Source organism: Niallia sp. HCP3S3_B10, assembly GCF_052064465.1.
GTDB lineage: Bacteria > Bacillota > Bacilli > Bacillales > Cytobacillaceae > Niallia > Niallia hominis.
In genome coordinates this window covers 102,526-116,810 of record NZ_JBQHVO010000004.1, presented here as the reverse complement: position 1 = coordinate 116,810, position 14,285 = coordinate 102,526, and the positions used below count along the sequence as shown (strand labels likewise).

At 34.7% G+C, this 14,285-nt stretch carries 9 protein-coding genes; 3 read left to right on the top strand and 6 right to left on the bottom strand.

What is annotated here, in order from left to right; all coding sequences use genetic code 11:
• Positions 1 to 50: 50 nt before the first annotated feature.
• Complete coding sequence (locus tag ACTNDN_RS04145) at positions 51 to 2,048, bottom strand: carbohydrate-binding domain-containing protein (RefSeq protein WP_441130803.1); 1,998 nt, start codon at positions 2,046 to 2,048, stop codon at positions 51 to 53.
• Positions 2,049 to 2,290: 242 nt separating this feature from the next.
• On the opposite strand from ACTNDN_RS04145, the gene ACTNDN_RS04140 reads away from it, so the two are divergent.
• The 3 genes from ACTNDN_RS04140 to ACTNDN_RS04130 all read left to right on the top strand — a co-directional run bounded on the left by ACTNDN_RS04140 (position 2,291) and on the right by ACTNDN_RS04130 (position 5,135).
• Positions 2,291 to 2,989: a polyphosphate polymerase domain-containing protein gene (locus tag ACTNDN_RS04140; RefSeq protein ID WP_031539164.1), complete on the top strand. Its 699-nt coding sequence runs from the start codon at positions 2,291 to 2,293 to the stop codon at positions 2,987 to 2,989.
• Positions 2,990 to 3,019: 30 nt separating this feature from the next.
• The gene (locus ACTNDN_RS04135; protein ID WP_048717734.1) at positions 3,020 to 3,703 is read left to right on the top strand and encodes a DUF4956 domain-containing protein; all 684 of its coding nucleotides are present in this window, start codon (positions 3,020 to 3,022) and stop codon (positions 3,701 to 3,703) included.
• Positions 3,704 to 3,992: 289 nt separating this feature from the next.
• Positions 3,993 to 5,135: a SpoIIE family protein phosphatase gene (locus tag ACTNDN_RS04130; protein WP_031539161.1), complete on the top strand. Its 1,143-nt coding sequence runs from the start codon at positions 3,993 to 3,995 to the stop codon at positions 5,133 to 5,135.
• Between the two features lie 100 nt (positions 5,136 to 5,235).
• On the opposite strand, the gene ACTNDN_RS04125 is transcribed toward ACTNDN_RS04130, so the two are convergent.
• The 5 genes from ACTNDN_RS04125 to ACTNDN_RS04105 form a co-directional block, all read right to left on the bottom strand.
• Positions 5,236 to 6,093 (bottom strand): CheR family methyltransferase, encoded by an 858-nt coding sequence (locus ACTNDN_RS04125; RefSeq protein ID WP_251628932.1) that lies wholly within the window; start codon positions 6,091 to 6,093, stop codon positions 5,236 to 5,238.
• Between the two features lie 13 nt (positions 6,094 to 6,106).
• A complete protein-coding gene (locus ACTNDN_RS04120) occupies positions 6,107 to 8,890 on the bottom strand; it encodes an ATP-binding protein (protein WP_048717732.1) in 2,784 nt (927 codons plus the stop codon).
• Between the two features lie 546 nt (positions 8,891 to 9,436).
• Positions 9,437 to 11,923: a helicase-related protein gene (locus ACTNDN_RS04115; RefSeq protein WP_349204524.1), complete on the bottom strand. Its 2,487-nt coding sequence runs from the start codon at positions 11,921 to 11,923 to the stop codon at positions 9,437 to 9,439.
• 353 nt (positions 11,924 to 12,276) lie between these two features.
• Entirely contained in the window at positions 12,277 to 13,218 is a 942-nt protein-coding gene (locus tag ACTNDN_RS04110) for an ABC transporter ATP-binding protein (protein ID WP_031539418.1), read from the bottom strand.
• On the bottom strand, positions 13,215 to 14,270 hold the full coding sequence (locus ACTNDN_RS04105) for an ABC transporter ATP-binding protein (protein ID WP_031539419.1): 1,056 nt from the start codon (positions 14,268 to 14,270) through the stop codon (positions 13,215 to 13,217). Before ACTNDN_RS04105 ends, ACTNDN_RS04110 begins: the two co-directional genes overlap by 4 nt.
• Positions 14,271 to 14,285: the final 15 nt, after the last annotated feature.

Here is a 14,285-nt window from a genome sequence, read left to right as displayed (position 1 = left end):
ATGTCTAAGCAGCTTTTTTTAATCCGGCTATCATTTTCAGTAAAAATTACTTACTGGGAACTATTAGTGGAAGAATTATTCTCCTGTCTCTCATTCTCATTACCAGAAGGAGGAGCTTCTCCTCGATTTCCTTCAAAATCACCACTTGGTGGATTTCCACCTTGTCCTCCTCCTCTGCCGCCACCTGGTCTACCCATATTATTACTAGGTGCCTCTGTAATGCCAGATTCATCGACGTAGGTTACTATGTCAGAAATAGTAAATTCTACAAGTTCTGTTCCTTTTTCATAGGTCCCTGTAGCTAAACCATTACTGTTCACTTCTGTGCTACTACCACCAGAATACAATACATAAGTACTATCCTCTGTAATCTTCGGTGAGCTAATCACAACCGTTTGGTAATCCTTGCTTGGTTGTACTGTTACAATAGCATTCCCATCACTATCCTCTAAATGAACAATAGTGCCAGCTTTTTGCGTTTCCGAATAGGTCATCATAATTGAGTTTTGCTTAGATGTATCAGATGTTGTTTGTGCCATCCCCGAGCTTCCTAGCGCTACTAGTGTTCCTTCACTTATCTCTAGGCTTCCATCATAGTCTAGGGCTCCATTTCCATCATTTGTTGGACCATTAACAATAGTCGTACCGCCTGTGACTACTATTGATCCATTTGCATCCAATCCATCTCCATCTGCATTTACGTAAATGCTTCCTCCATTGATAGTTAATAGTGCATTTCCTGCAGATTCCATTCCCATTTCTCCACCAGGAGTAGCACTTTCACTACTTCCATCACTTACATTAATTCCGTCATCTGCTGTTACAACAGATATATCTCCATCATTAATAGTGACTGTTTTTCCTTCTATTCCCTCATAACTTTTATTAACTTGAATTGTTCCACCAGCAATTAGGAGCTCATTCTCTGTATGAATCCCATCATCACCAGTAAGAATAGTAAACTCACCATCCATAATCGTAATATTCGTGTCACTATGCACAGCATCATCTAAAGTATCTATTACGAATGTTCCTCCACCAATAGCGATTTCCTTATTTGCTTTTAAACCTTTCGTACTTGGGGTATCCTCCTCTTCTGTCTCTTCTGCTGCGCTATCTCCCCAAGGTTGTCCTCCCATCATTTCCTCTCTTACTTCAATAGTCTCTGGACTTCCTCCACCTGCTGTAATGGTGAAATTGCCATCTGCCACATAGAGAGAAGACTCAGCTTGTATACCATCTGTTCCAGCCTTTATATTAAATATTCCATCTTCAATGGCAATAATACCTTTTGTATCATTTGTATTCGTTGATTTAATACCGTCTCCACCTGCATTAATTTCAAACGTTCCACTCTTTATTGCAACTAAATCTCTGCCCAATATGGCATCATCTACTGCTGTTATTTTTATCGTTCCTTCCATAATTCGCAAATCATCTTTACTTCCAATTCCATTATCATAATTTCCTACTACTTCCAAAGTACCTGTCCCATTTATTGTTAAGTCATCCTTGCTAAAGATTGCTGCATTGGGCTCGCCAGATCCATCATCTTCGGTATAAGTTTCTGCATCAGACACAACATTTTCAGTTTCCTCTGCAAGCGTAATAATCGTATCCTCTGCTTCTTTTACAAAAATAGCTGAAGACTCACTATTATGAATGTCTACTCCATTTAAAACTAATTGAACCTCTCCTGTATCCGGTGCGTCAACTACTATCTGCCCGTCAGCTAAATCACCACTTAAAACATATACTCCGCCAGACCTTATGGTAACAGTTGATCCAGATGTCATTATTGCAGCCGATTCATCGTAAGAAATTTTGTCCCCATCTAAAGTAATATAAGTAGGATTTTCTTCTTCCCAATTCGTTAGATAATCCTCCTCCTCAAAACTTATATTTTCACTAATATATGCACTCACATCCATTTCACTAAGTGAGCTATCGTTACTATTTTGGGAGTTATCGCTGTCCTCACTACATGCAAATAAAAGCAAGGTACATGCAATAGGCAAGACTAACTTTTTCATTTTACTTTTTTTCATTACTATGTCTCCTTTCTTTCACCATGCCTTCATTATGAGTGCACAACCTTAACAATTCCTTTAGAATCTCGTTTTTTATTTTTCTTTCCATCTATAGAGAAAAAAAAGTCTCATCTTTCTTCTCCTGCATCTACTTTTACAGTATTTTTACAAAAAATTAATACCTTCTTAAAAATCTTAAGGATAGATTAAGGTTTATAAATGATAATGTGTCCAAGCAGTTAACAGAAAGGAGAATCAAAATGGAAGCACAAAAACTAAACGGCTTAAATGGCCGAACCGAACTAAAACATGAATTAAATCAAATAGATTGTTACTTATTAAGAAATAAATTAAAGCATGTGATGGAAGTTGACCCCCATGCTACTAATAATGGGAAGTATCTAATTAGAAGTGTTTACTTCGATAATATTGAAAACAAGGCACTTATTCAAAAAAAAGAAGGACTTCTTAACCGAGATAAATTTCGAGTAAGATTGTATGACTATAATACAAACCTCTTAAATTTAGAAAAAAAAAGCAAACGTAATAATTTGACCTATAAAGATAAATGTAGAATTACAGCAGAAGAATATGAAAAAATCCGCATTGGAGATATTAAGTGGATGGAAAATGACCATCGCGAATTGGTCAAAGAACTATTCATTCAGATGAGTTTATATCAATTAAAGCCACATACAGTGGTTGATTACGAACGGGAAGTATTTATCTATCGTTATGGGAATGTCCGAATCACCTTTGATAGCTCCATTAAAACAAGTTTCCGAAATAATGATGTACTGAACAAGGATTTACCTATGGTTGAAACCAACCCAGATATCACCATTTTAGAGATTAAATACGATGAATTTTTGCCTGAAATAATCAAAAATCTTCTTCAATTAAGTGATAGAAGAAAAGGAACTTATTCTAAATATCAAATCAGCAGAATGTATGGATAAATTTATATAAATTCAAGGAGGAACAAAAAAATGAGTAATATTAGCTTCGAAGATATTTTCAAATCAAGTATTTTAGAAAAAACGAGTAACTTTTCCGTAATTGATTCTTTAATAGGGCTGTTAGTAGCCTTTGGCGTCGGTTTATTTATCTATTATGTTTATAAAAAAACTTTCTCAGGTGTCATCTATTCCCACACCTTTAATATTTCTCTAATTATTATATCAATGGCAACTGCCTTAATCATTATCGGGATATCATCCAATGTTCTATTATCACTTGGTATGGTTGGTGCCTTATCGATTGTACGCTTTAGAACTCCTATTAAAGATCCTATGGACTTAGTTTATTTATTCTGGGCAATTGTTACAGGAATACTTTGTGGAGCAGGCTTTATTATCCTAGTTATATTAGGTGCTATCCTAATTGGTTTAGTTCTTATTCTGTTTACTAACCGAATCAAAATTGAAAATCCTTATTTATTAGTTGTTAAATATACAAATGAAGCGTTAGAAGATTCATTAACAAAAACTATTTCAACTCATGCTAAAAAATTCTCCATTAAATCAAAATCAATTATGCCTGGAAACGATTTTGAAGTAACATACGAAATTCGTGTGAAAGAGAATAACTCTACCTTTATTAATACTATTTCAAAACTTGATGGCGTGAAATCAGCCATTATGCTTAGCTATGATGGAAATTTCACTGCATAACGAATAAGGATTTTTCGAAATGCTGATTCCAATCATACACATTCATTCCATAGGCTAAGCATATTCCCATTGGTTTTAAAAAAAACAGCTTATAAAAGAAAAAACATCCAATCTAAGAGAACTCTTATGTTGCGATGTTTTTTTCTTTTCCATTCTATAATACTTATAATTATTATTATCCAATAAATATCTGTATAATTATAGTTATATACACTTGATGGTTTTAAATAAAATAAGGTATACATAATTTATTTCTTAACATCATAATAGACAAGGAGTTATAAGAATTATGACTATTCTTTTAGTAGATGACAATACTGTCAATCTATTTGTAATGGAAAAAATACTAAAAAACGCTGGGTACGATGATTGTGTTTCTCTCTCTTCAGCCCAGGAATTATTTCATTATTTACAACTTGATGCTCCGCTTTCGACAGGGAATAGTGTGGATTTAATATTGCTCGATATTATGATGCCAGAAATCGATGGCATTGAAGCTTGTAAACGCATTAAAAAGATGGAACACCTCAAGGATATTCAGATTATCTTTGTAACAGCATTAGAAGACAAGAATAAGCTCGCGGAAGCCTTGGATATTGGTGGTGTAGATTATATTACAAAACCTCTAAACAAAATCGAACTCCTCGCAAGAATACGCGTTGCTCTACGGTTAAAGGCAGAGCTTGATTGGCATACTCAACACGAAAAAAAAATTCAGTATGAATTAGACTTAGCAACACATGTACAAAGAAGTCTTTTAAGTGCCCCTTTAGAAGATGAACATATGCATATTGAAGTTTCTTATTTGCCTTCCTTTAATCTTGCAGGTGATATGTATTATTGGCATAAAATTAATGATCACAAATATGCAATTATTTTATTAGATATGATGGGACATGGAATATCCGCTTCTTTAGTGTGCATGTTTATCTCTTCTGTCCTGAGAGAATCAGTTAAACAATTAGTGAAGCCAGATCTTGTTATCAAAGAATTAAATCGCTATATGACCTTATTAAAAAATGAAAAAGAAGGTCTTCCATTCTACTTTACGGCAATCTATTTAGTAATAGATACAGAGAAGAAAACAGTGGAATATGTCAATGCTGGTCATCCTTATGGATATATGCTTATGGATGAAAAGGAAGTAGTTGCATTAGAACAAGGTACTTGCGCAGTAGGATTTTTCGATGAAATGGAAATTAATACTAAAGAAGTTACCTTTGAAAAAGATGTACAAATCATCCTTTATACGGATGGTGTCTTAGAAGCAATGGGACCTTGTGAATTTGAAGCCGAAAAGAAAATCCAAGCAATTTCCTCCAAAAGATGGGAACATACCAGCTCCGTAATGGATCACCTTCTAACAAAAGAGCAACAGTCTAATCAGCCAGATGACATGTGTGTATTAATGATCCAAGCAAAAGGCAAATAATTAACACTTTACTTATTTCTTTAATGAGTACATAGTAAATAAAAAGGATTTCTCCTAAAGAGAAATCCTTTTTATTGTTTTAGAAGAGCTCCTATAGTTCTTAGTAGATTTTCTGATAAAGTCTTTCTCCACCAGCAAGCTCTCTATATTTTGGCATTACATCAACAAAGCTTAATGTCTCTTTATCTCCTAAACCAATAAAGCCATCTTTACTTAAACTTTCATAAAATAGATGATGCACCTGGTTTTGGAGCATGGGATTAAAATAAATGAGTACATTTCTACAAATAATGACATGAAATTCATTAAAAGATTGGTCTGTTACTAAATTATGTTGGGCAAATATAATATTTTTCAATAGATCAGAATGAAAATAAGCATATTGATGGTCTGTTTTATAATATTCCGAGAACGCATTTGTTCCTCCTGCAAGCATATAATTCTTAGTATATGCTTGCATTTTATGTAGAGGAAATACCCCTTTGCTTGCCTTTTGCAGTACATTTTCATTCATATCTGTTGCATATATAACTGCCTTTTCCTTTAGCCCCTCTTCTTCCAATAAAATAGCCATCGAAAAAACTTCTTCCCCTGTAGCACATCCCGCATGCCATATCCGGATTTCATCATACTTTCGTAAATGTGGGATTACTTGCTCTCTAAATGCACGGAAAAAGCTTGGATTCCTAAACATTTCCGTTACATTGATAGAAAAATCATTTAAAAGCTGTTCCAGGAAAACCTCTTCATGAATCACTCGTTCAAGTAGTCGTGTAATCGTAGGAATATTATCCATTTTCATTCTATAGTAGATCCTGCGTGTAATAGAAGACCGGTTATATTGACGAAAATCAAAACCTGATAATCGAAATATCCCTTCAAGCAGCAGATCCACTTCTATATCTGCATGATCTGGATTATCTACCTCGTGTTCGTTATTCAGGAATGGATTATTCATAACCGCCTCCTCCTTACTTAACTAGCCATACTCTTAGAACAGAATATAATTGATCTAAATCTAGTGGTTTACTAATATAATCTGATGCGCCTGCTTCGAGACATTTCTCGCGATCGTTTTTCATTGCTTTAGCAGTCAATGCAATAATAGGTATTTCGGTCAAGTTCATTGTTTGACGAATAATAGTCATTGTTTCATAACCATTCATATTTGGCATCATAATATCCATTAGAATCACATCTAAGTCAGGTGTTTCTTCAATAATTCCTAACGATTCTTTTCCATTGTGTGCAACAAGGACGTCCATCCCTATTTTTTCAAGGGTTGTTTTAAGAGCAAATATATTGCGGTTATCATCATCAACAATCAATACTTTTTTCCCTTTAAATACATCATCATGCTTGTCACTAGACAACATGATTTCCGCCTTTCTTTCTTCCTCATGTCTCTGTTCTTCTTTATCTATTTCAAATCGAGCCTCTTGCTTTTTCACTTCCATTGTAGCTGCAACATTTATATCACTAATATTGAGCTTTGCATCAACTATTCCATTAGGAAGACTTGGAATCGTTAAGGTAAATGTACTTCCTTTTCCTTCTGAGCTCTTCAAGGAAATCCATCCACCTAGTAATCTAGCAAATTCTCTACAAATAGATAGTCCTAGACCAGTACCACCATATTTACGTACAGTGGCACCATCTGCCTGCTGGAATGTTTCAAAGATTAATTTATGTTTATCTCTCGGAATGCCAATACCGGTATCCGAAACCGAAATTTCCAGCCATTCTCTGCTTAATTCTTTCATGCTTCGACTTATCTGATGCTTTTTCTTAATATTTAAAGAAACGGATCCACTTTCCGTAAACTTAAAGGCATTGGATAATAGATTTTTTATAATTTGTTGGAATCTCTTTTCATCTGTATACATAATATCTTTCAGCGTTTCCTGCTTATGTATAATAAATTCTACATCCTTCTGCTTTGCAATAGGGGCAAAACTTCTCTCCAATTGTGAAGTAATATCATTAATACTTACCTCACTAAAATGAACATCGAGCTTTCCTGCCTCAACTTTTGAAAGATCAAGAATATCATTTATAAGCGAAAGGAGATCTTTACCAGAAGAATGAATGACATTCGCAAACTCCATCTCCTCTGCCGACAGATGATTAGCGTCATTTTCTGCAAGCATTTCCGAAAGAATTAGAATACTATTTAATGGCGTTCTTAATTCATGGGACATATTTGCTAAAAACTCTGATTTATAATTAGAATTTTGAATGACCAATTCGGTTTTCTCTTCCAATTCCTCTTTTGCTTTTTCTAAATCTTTTGTCTTCGCTTCCGCTTCTCTTGTTCGATCTTCTAGTTGCTCATTTGTAGCCATCAGTTCTTCTTTTTGCATTTGCAACTCTTCAGACTGTGATTGTAATTCCTCTGACTGTGTTTGTAGTTCTTCAGATTGTACCTGTAGCTCTTCGGTCATGGCTCTAGATTCGTTTAATAAGCGAACAATTTCCATTCTACCCATAATACTATTAATCGTTACTCCAAATGATTCTACTATACCAACAATCAAATCTTGCTGTAGCTTTGTAAATTCACTCATCGTCGCAAGCTCCAAGACAGCAATAACGTCTCCCTCAAACATAACGGGTACAATTATAATGCTTCTTGGTGAAACATCCCCTAAACCGGTTGCGATTAAACGGTAATCATTAGGTATTTCCTTATAGTGAATCATGCGCTGTTCTTTTGCACTTTGACCAATTAGCCCTTCTCCTAATTGAAAAGTGTCTCTGCCAATCGCATCGCCTGATTCTGCGAACGTTGCGGCCTTTACATACATTTCTTTCTTTTGTTGTGCATCCTTTACATAAAATGCTCCAAAACTAGCATTTGTTTTTTTAGCCAATTCTGTAATAAATGTATTGGACAAAGCTTCAATAGAAGCAAGCCCTTGAAATTTCATCACAATATCGGCGACATTAGACTGTAGCCATTCTCTCTGCTCTACATTATCAAGAAGCAGATTAGTCGCTACAGCAAGCTCTTTTATTTCATCATTCGTTCGCACATGTATGCGTGTATTAATGATGCCTTTAGATGCTGCAATCGTACCAATAGTGCCTGTCACTTCTTTAATCGTTCTAACAATGGATTTAGAAATTTGACTAGCAATAATAATCGCAACAAGGGAAATCAAAACTAATGCACCAAATAGACCAATGGTTACAGTATTATTTTGGGCATCTAATTTTGCTGCTTGCTTAGCAGATGCAGTCTTTTCTGTATCTCTGAGTGAATTAAACTTCTCTGTAATATCATTTATATACTCTCGACCAGAATCTGACTCAAAAAAAGCATTTAGAGCATCTAGATTATTCTGTTCTTTGTATTGGATGGTTGGCTCGCCTGCTGTGTTAATCCAATTTTCAATATTATCTTTTATTTCTAATAAATTTTCCTGCTGTGCAGGTTTATCTTTCATTAACTGATAAAGTTCATCAAATTGCGCTTCCCAGTTTTCCTTCCCATCGTTATACGGAATTAAGTAGCTTTGGTTACCTGTTATTATAAATCCACGCTGACCTGTTTCCATATCTAAAACACTTTTTTCAATGGAAGCAGTTAATTCCTGTATGCGAGAATCATAATTAATAATCGAGTTACGTTCCTCTTGCAAGGATCGAATTTGATTATTGAGCAAAATTACCGACACAAGTAAACAAAGTATAATAACAATGTAGCCAAGGATAATTTTGGAGCGAATTCCGAACTTGAATTTCGATTCCATTTTAATTACCTTCCTTAAATTAGTTTCTATTTTAATAGTATAGTATTTATGATAAAAATCAAAAGGAAATTTGCTCTATTTTCTTCCATTATTTATAGTGTAAATGACTTTTGCTTTTGACTCAACTTATCTATTTTATTAAAACTTCTAATCAACAAATAAATAAATACTTGATTAATCGTAGGAAAGAGGCTGGGACATAAGCATTTCAACTAATAATAAACACGAACTTTTTTATAGTTATAATATACATAAAAGTTCGTGTTTATCATTTGGGAAAAAGGTTTAAAAACGAATTGAAATGGAGCTGAGGACGCTCGACTCCTGCGGGAAATAGAGGAAAGGCTGAGACCCCGTAGCGCAATGGAACGACTTAGTTTTTACACTTGATATATTTAAAAACATAGATAACCAACATGAGAAAGTAGCTTTATTTAAGAGCTAAATTAGAGATTGTTCTTATTAAAAATTATTTATTTAGTTTTATCCCAGCCTCTTCTTTTTCCCTTTCTCTGTCAGCAATATGCAATAGAATACTACTCCAAATTATGTTCTATGAAAACAATCATTACAGATAGAAAATTTAAATCTAGATGACAGCTCTTTTCCACACTTTCTACATGTTTTAACACGCTTTTTCCCTTTAATTCCAGCTTTCAAATGATCATTTATTTGATCACTCAATTCTCCTCTTAACTTTTCCCAATAATATGCTTCTGTTCTTCTTTCCAATTTATATAAAAATAATAAATGAAGGCCGATAGCCTTATACGATAACTCTAACTCCTCCAAGCTGTCTGTTTTTAGTTTAGGTTCTGGTAAATCCTTATTTTCAACAATTGCCTCCATATTGATTTTCCATTGAGCACGTAAGGCTGCTTCACTTGTTGCAAACGGAAGCTTCAAGAAGCTGAATAAGTCATGTAAGGACATTCTAGCTTCCACCATTGTATCCATTATCATTTCATATAATAGTACTTCCTCTGCTAAGGATGCCTTTTTTGTTCCCTCTGGACTTTTAAAGTGTCCCCATAAATAGAAGAAAAGCCCAAGGTTATTAGAGTACTTTTGAAATCTTTCTAATACAGCATTAGTCGGTGCAATCGTAAATCCATAAAGATCATTATCCTTTTTTTCTAATAAATACTTCATCTTTTTACGATCGCTTGTAAAAGCAACTCTGCCAATATCGTATATTCCTTTTCTTCCTGCCCTACCTGCAATCTGCTTCACTTCCTGAGAGCTTAACATCCTTCTTCTTATACCGTCAAACTTGTCATTTTCTAAGAATACGATTCTTCTTATCGGCAAATTAAGCCCCATTCCAATGGCATCTGTGGAAACAATTACCTTTGTTTCTCCTTCAATAAACCGCTGCATTTGTTTTTTTCTAGCTTCTGGAGGCATACTTCCATAAATTACACTTACTTGCCAGCCATTTCTTTGTAACTCAGAAGCGGTTTCTAATACACCTCTCCTTGAAAAGCAAACAAGCGCATCTCCTTTCCTTGTTTTGCTCAATTGAAATAAATCCCCTTCTATTTGTAACGGCGTATCCCTACGATACTCGTGGACTTCCACATTTGCATCGCCTAGTAGCTGCAGAAGCATATTTTTTGCATGTAGACTTGCGATAATATGAATCTCTTTTGCATTTGCCTTCGTTATTGCTCGATACCATGAAAATCCCCGTTCCTTATCTGCAATCATTTGGGATTCATCGATAACCACTACGTCATAATATTCTTTCTCATGAAACATTTCTACTGTACTAGACTGATGTTGTGCCTCTAGTACAAGCTTTTCCTCTTCCCCTGTTTTAAGAGAGCAAGGTACACCTTGCTGATTTAGTTTTTCATAAATCTCTAATGCCAGCAATCTTAATGGAGCCAAGTATAAACCACTGTCTGCCTCCATCATGCGATTAATTGCTTGATACGTTTTACCAGTATTCGTTTCTCCGGTATGCAATACATATTTTATATTTCTACTAGTTGGAGGATAGTATTCTTTACCAAAAATATCCTCAATCATTCTTGCTTCTTCTTCTTTTCGCCGCCTTTGTTCCTCGCGATCCTCCGCTTCTTTCAGTTCTTTTCTTTTGCGATCCTTCTCCATTATCTCCTTATGAATCTCCATATCAAAAGGAATATCTAATAGCTTCTCTAAATCAATTATATATTCAGGAAATAAATCTTCTAGAAACTCTCCTGTAATTTCTTTAAGTAACGGCGTACTTGCTTCTAGTAAAAAGGAGTTGGATAAGGATTGATTAAATACTTCTTGATATTCCTCCTTTATACGCGTTGGTAGTTTATCTTTTACCCATGAAGGAAAAAAATCAATGAGATGTTGAAAAATTAAATTTTCATATGTTTCTGTTCTGTCTTCTAAAAAGTAAAATTGGTTATAAGACATGTCCATTTCATTCGATAGATATTCTTCAAACGTTATTTCCATGGAAGGCAAAATAATCCCATTTCTATCGATCTCAACAGCAATATTACATCCCGTTAAATAGCGTATATAAAGAAAAAGTTCCTCATAATGTTTCTCCATTAATTGTTCTATATAATAAGAGAATTTAGCGGAATATTTACGCTTCCTTTCCAAATCATTATTTTCCTCTACATGTTGTAAGTAGATTTTCCGTATCTCTTTATATCTATTTTCCCATTTCTCTTTATGGTCGCCTATATGTGCTTTAAGCCAACCCTCATATGAAAATACATCAACATCTCGAATTTCATTTCGAAACAATCGATTTATATCCTTTTTATTAAGATCACTGATATCAAAACCTTTACTAGTAAGATAATCCTTTTTTTCAGAATAACGAATATGGCTGGCAGCTGTATTAATCCATGTGTTTAACCATATTTGCTCGATAAACACCTTTCGATCAGCCATGTATTGTTCAAAGGATGGTTTAGTTTCTTGTTTTTCTAAATACTTATTTACGTCATTCATGATAAGCGTTTTTGTTTGTTGAATCGCTTTATCATATTGGGATTTTAATATTGAATTGACCATTTATGAACTCCTATAATATATATTTCCACTCTTCTTTTACTTATTTTCCTTTATTTTAGCGTAGTCATGTAAATTTTTTAATATTTTTTGGATTTTCTTGTGTTTTTTGATGGGAGTTTTACTATTTATAGAGAACACAGCCTTCCTTTCTACGACAAGATACTGTTTAGTCAAATAAGGGTATGTCGGTTTTTATCGTTTTTTAGAAAACGATTTTTCCTCCATTTAGGATTACATATGTAATGATAGGGGAAAGAAAAAGAATACAGATTCATTTCCTGAGAAATGAAAAAATCCTTGCATCTTGGCAAGGATTATTTGGGAGGTCTTCTTTAATAGATTAAATTTGATGCTTATTTTTTCTTTAGGCTCAATTCTCTTTTGTACTTCTCTAACTCTTTCGTAGTACAACGCACAAAGTGACCTGGAGTAATTTCTCTTAACTCTGCTGGCTCACTAGTGTCATGTACGGATGGATCATAAGCGATTCTTGTACGTTCACGCTCATAACGTGGATCTGGAAGCGGAATTGCCGATAATAATGATTTTGTATATGGATGAAGTGGATTATCATAAAGCTCATCTGCTTCTGCTAACTCAACCATATTTCCCATATACATAACACCAATACGATCACTTATATATTTAACCATAGATAGATCATGGGCAATAAATAAATAAGTTAATCCACGTTCCTTTTGTAACTTTTTCAATAGGTTAACAACCTGTGCTTGAATAGAAACATCAAGTGCAGAAATTGGCTCGTCACAGATGATGAAATCTGGCTCTACAGCTAGCGCACGAGCAATCCCAATTCTTTGTCGTTGACCACCACTGAATTCATGTGGAAAGCGTGTAGCATGCTCTTTGTTCAATCCAACTACTTCAAGTAATTCTTCTACTCTCTGACGACGTTCTTCTGGTGTTTTTGCAAGCTTATGATTATCAATACCTTCTGCAATAATATCCAGTACCGTCATACGCGGATTAAGAGAGGAATGAGGATCCTGGAAAATCATTTGCATTTTTCGGTTAAACTTGCGAAGCTCTGCATTTGATTTTTTTCCATGCACATCTTCGCCTTCAAATTTAACTTCTCCACCTGTTGCATCATAAAGACGGATAATGGTTCTACCTGTTGTAGACTTTCCACAACCAGATTCACCAACAAGACCAAATGTTTCTCCCTTAAAAATGTCAAAGGATACACCGTCTACCGCTTTAATGATTCTATCTCTACCAGCTGAAAAGTGCTTTTGCAAATTCTTTACTTCTAATAATTTTTCGTTAGTCAACTTTTTTCACCGTCCTTGCGACCTGTTTTGGAGAAACCAAGCATTCTTTGTTTAACCGCTTCTGGTGGCTCAATCTTTGGTGCATCTTCATGTAATAGCCAAGTTGCTGCATAATGTGTATCAGAAACTTTAAACATTGGTGGTTCCATCACTGTGTCAATTTCTAGTGCAAATTGATTTCTAGGCGCAAACGCGTCTCCTACTGGAGGCTTTAACATATTTGGTGGGCTTCCAGGTATAGCAAATAGTTCTTCATCCTTACTATCAAGTGTAGGCATTGATCCAATTAATCCCCAAGTATAAGGATGCTTTGGATTATAGAAAATATCATCTACTGTACCAATTTCAACAATTTTACCAGCATACATAACAGCTACGCGATCAGCAACATTTGCTACTACACCAAGGTCATGGGTAATAAAAATAATCGCACTCTCCGTTTTCTTTTGAATGTCCTTCATCAATTCAAGGATTTGAGCCTGAATCGTAACATCAAGTGCTGTAGTTGGTTCGTCAGCAATTAAAATCTTCGGATTACACGCAAGCGCAATTGCTACAACCACACGTTGACGCATTCCGCCTGAAAATTGATGTGGAAATTGATTAATGCGAATTGCTGGCTGTGGAATGCCTACTAATTCAAGCAACTCAAGCGCACGTTTCTTAGCGTCAGCTTTATTCATGTTTTGATGCTTGATTAGACCTTCCATGATTTGATTCCCGATTTTCATTGTAGGATTCAAAGAAGACATTGGATCTTGGAATACCATAGAGATATCTTTTCCGCGAATTTTTTGCATATCCTTCTTCGATTTTTTAATAAGATCTTCGCCTTCAAATAAAATTTCTCCACTTTTTATAATACTTTGTGGTTCAGGAAGAAGTCTCATTAAAGCATTGGAAGTAACGGATTTACCAGAACCGGATTCTCCTACAATTGCTAGTGTTTCCCCTTTATTTAACTCAAAGCTAACACCGCGAACAGCTTGTACTTCACCGTTGTAGGTGTTAAATGATACTCTTAAATCTTTGACTTCTAATAATTTACTCATTTATAAACACCTACT

Excerpts from the sequence above, each read along its gene's own strand:
- ACTNDN_RS04145 (WP_441130803.1), bottom strand. The coding sequence starts at position 2,048 with ATGAAAAAAAGTAAAATGAAAAAGTTAGTCTTGCCTATTGCATGTACC.
- ACTNDN_RS04140 (WP_031539164.1), top strand. The coding sequence starts at position 2,291 with ATGGAAGCACAAAAACTAAACGGCTTAAATGGCCGAACCGAACTAAAA.
- ACTNDN_RS04135 (WP_048717734.1), top strand. The coding sequence starts at position 3,020 with ATGAGTAATATTAGCTTCGAAGATATTTTCAAATCAAGTATTTTAGAA.
- ACTNDN_RS04130 (WP_031539161.1), top strand. The coding sequence starts at position 3,993 with ATGACTATTCTTTTAGTAGATGACAATACTGTCAATCTATTTGTAATG.
- ACTNDN_RS04125 (WP_251628932.1), bottom strand. The coding sequence starts at position 6,093 with ATGAATAATCCATTCCTGAATAACGAACACGAGGTAGATAATCCAGAT.
- ACTNDN_RS04120 (WP_048717732.1), bottom strand. The coding sequence starts at position 8,890 with ATGGAATCGAAATTCAAGTTCGGAATTCGCTCCAAAATTATCCTTGGC.
- ACTNDN_RS04115 (WP_349204524.1), bottom strand. The coding sequence starts at position 11,923 with ATGGTCAATTCAATATTAAAATCCCAATATGATAAAGCGATTCAACAA.
- ACTNDN_RS04105 (WP_031539419.1), bottom strand. The coding sequence starts at position 14,270 with ATGAGTAAATTATTAGAAGTCAAAGATTTAAGAGTATCATTTAACACC.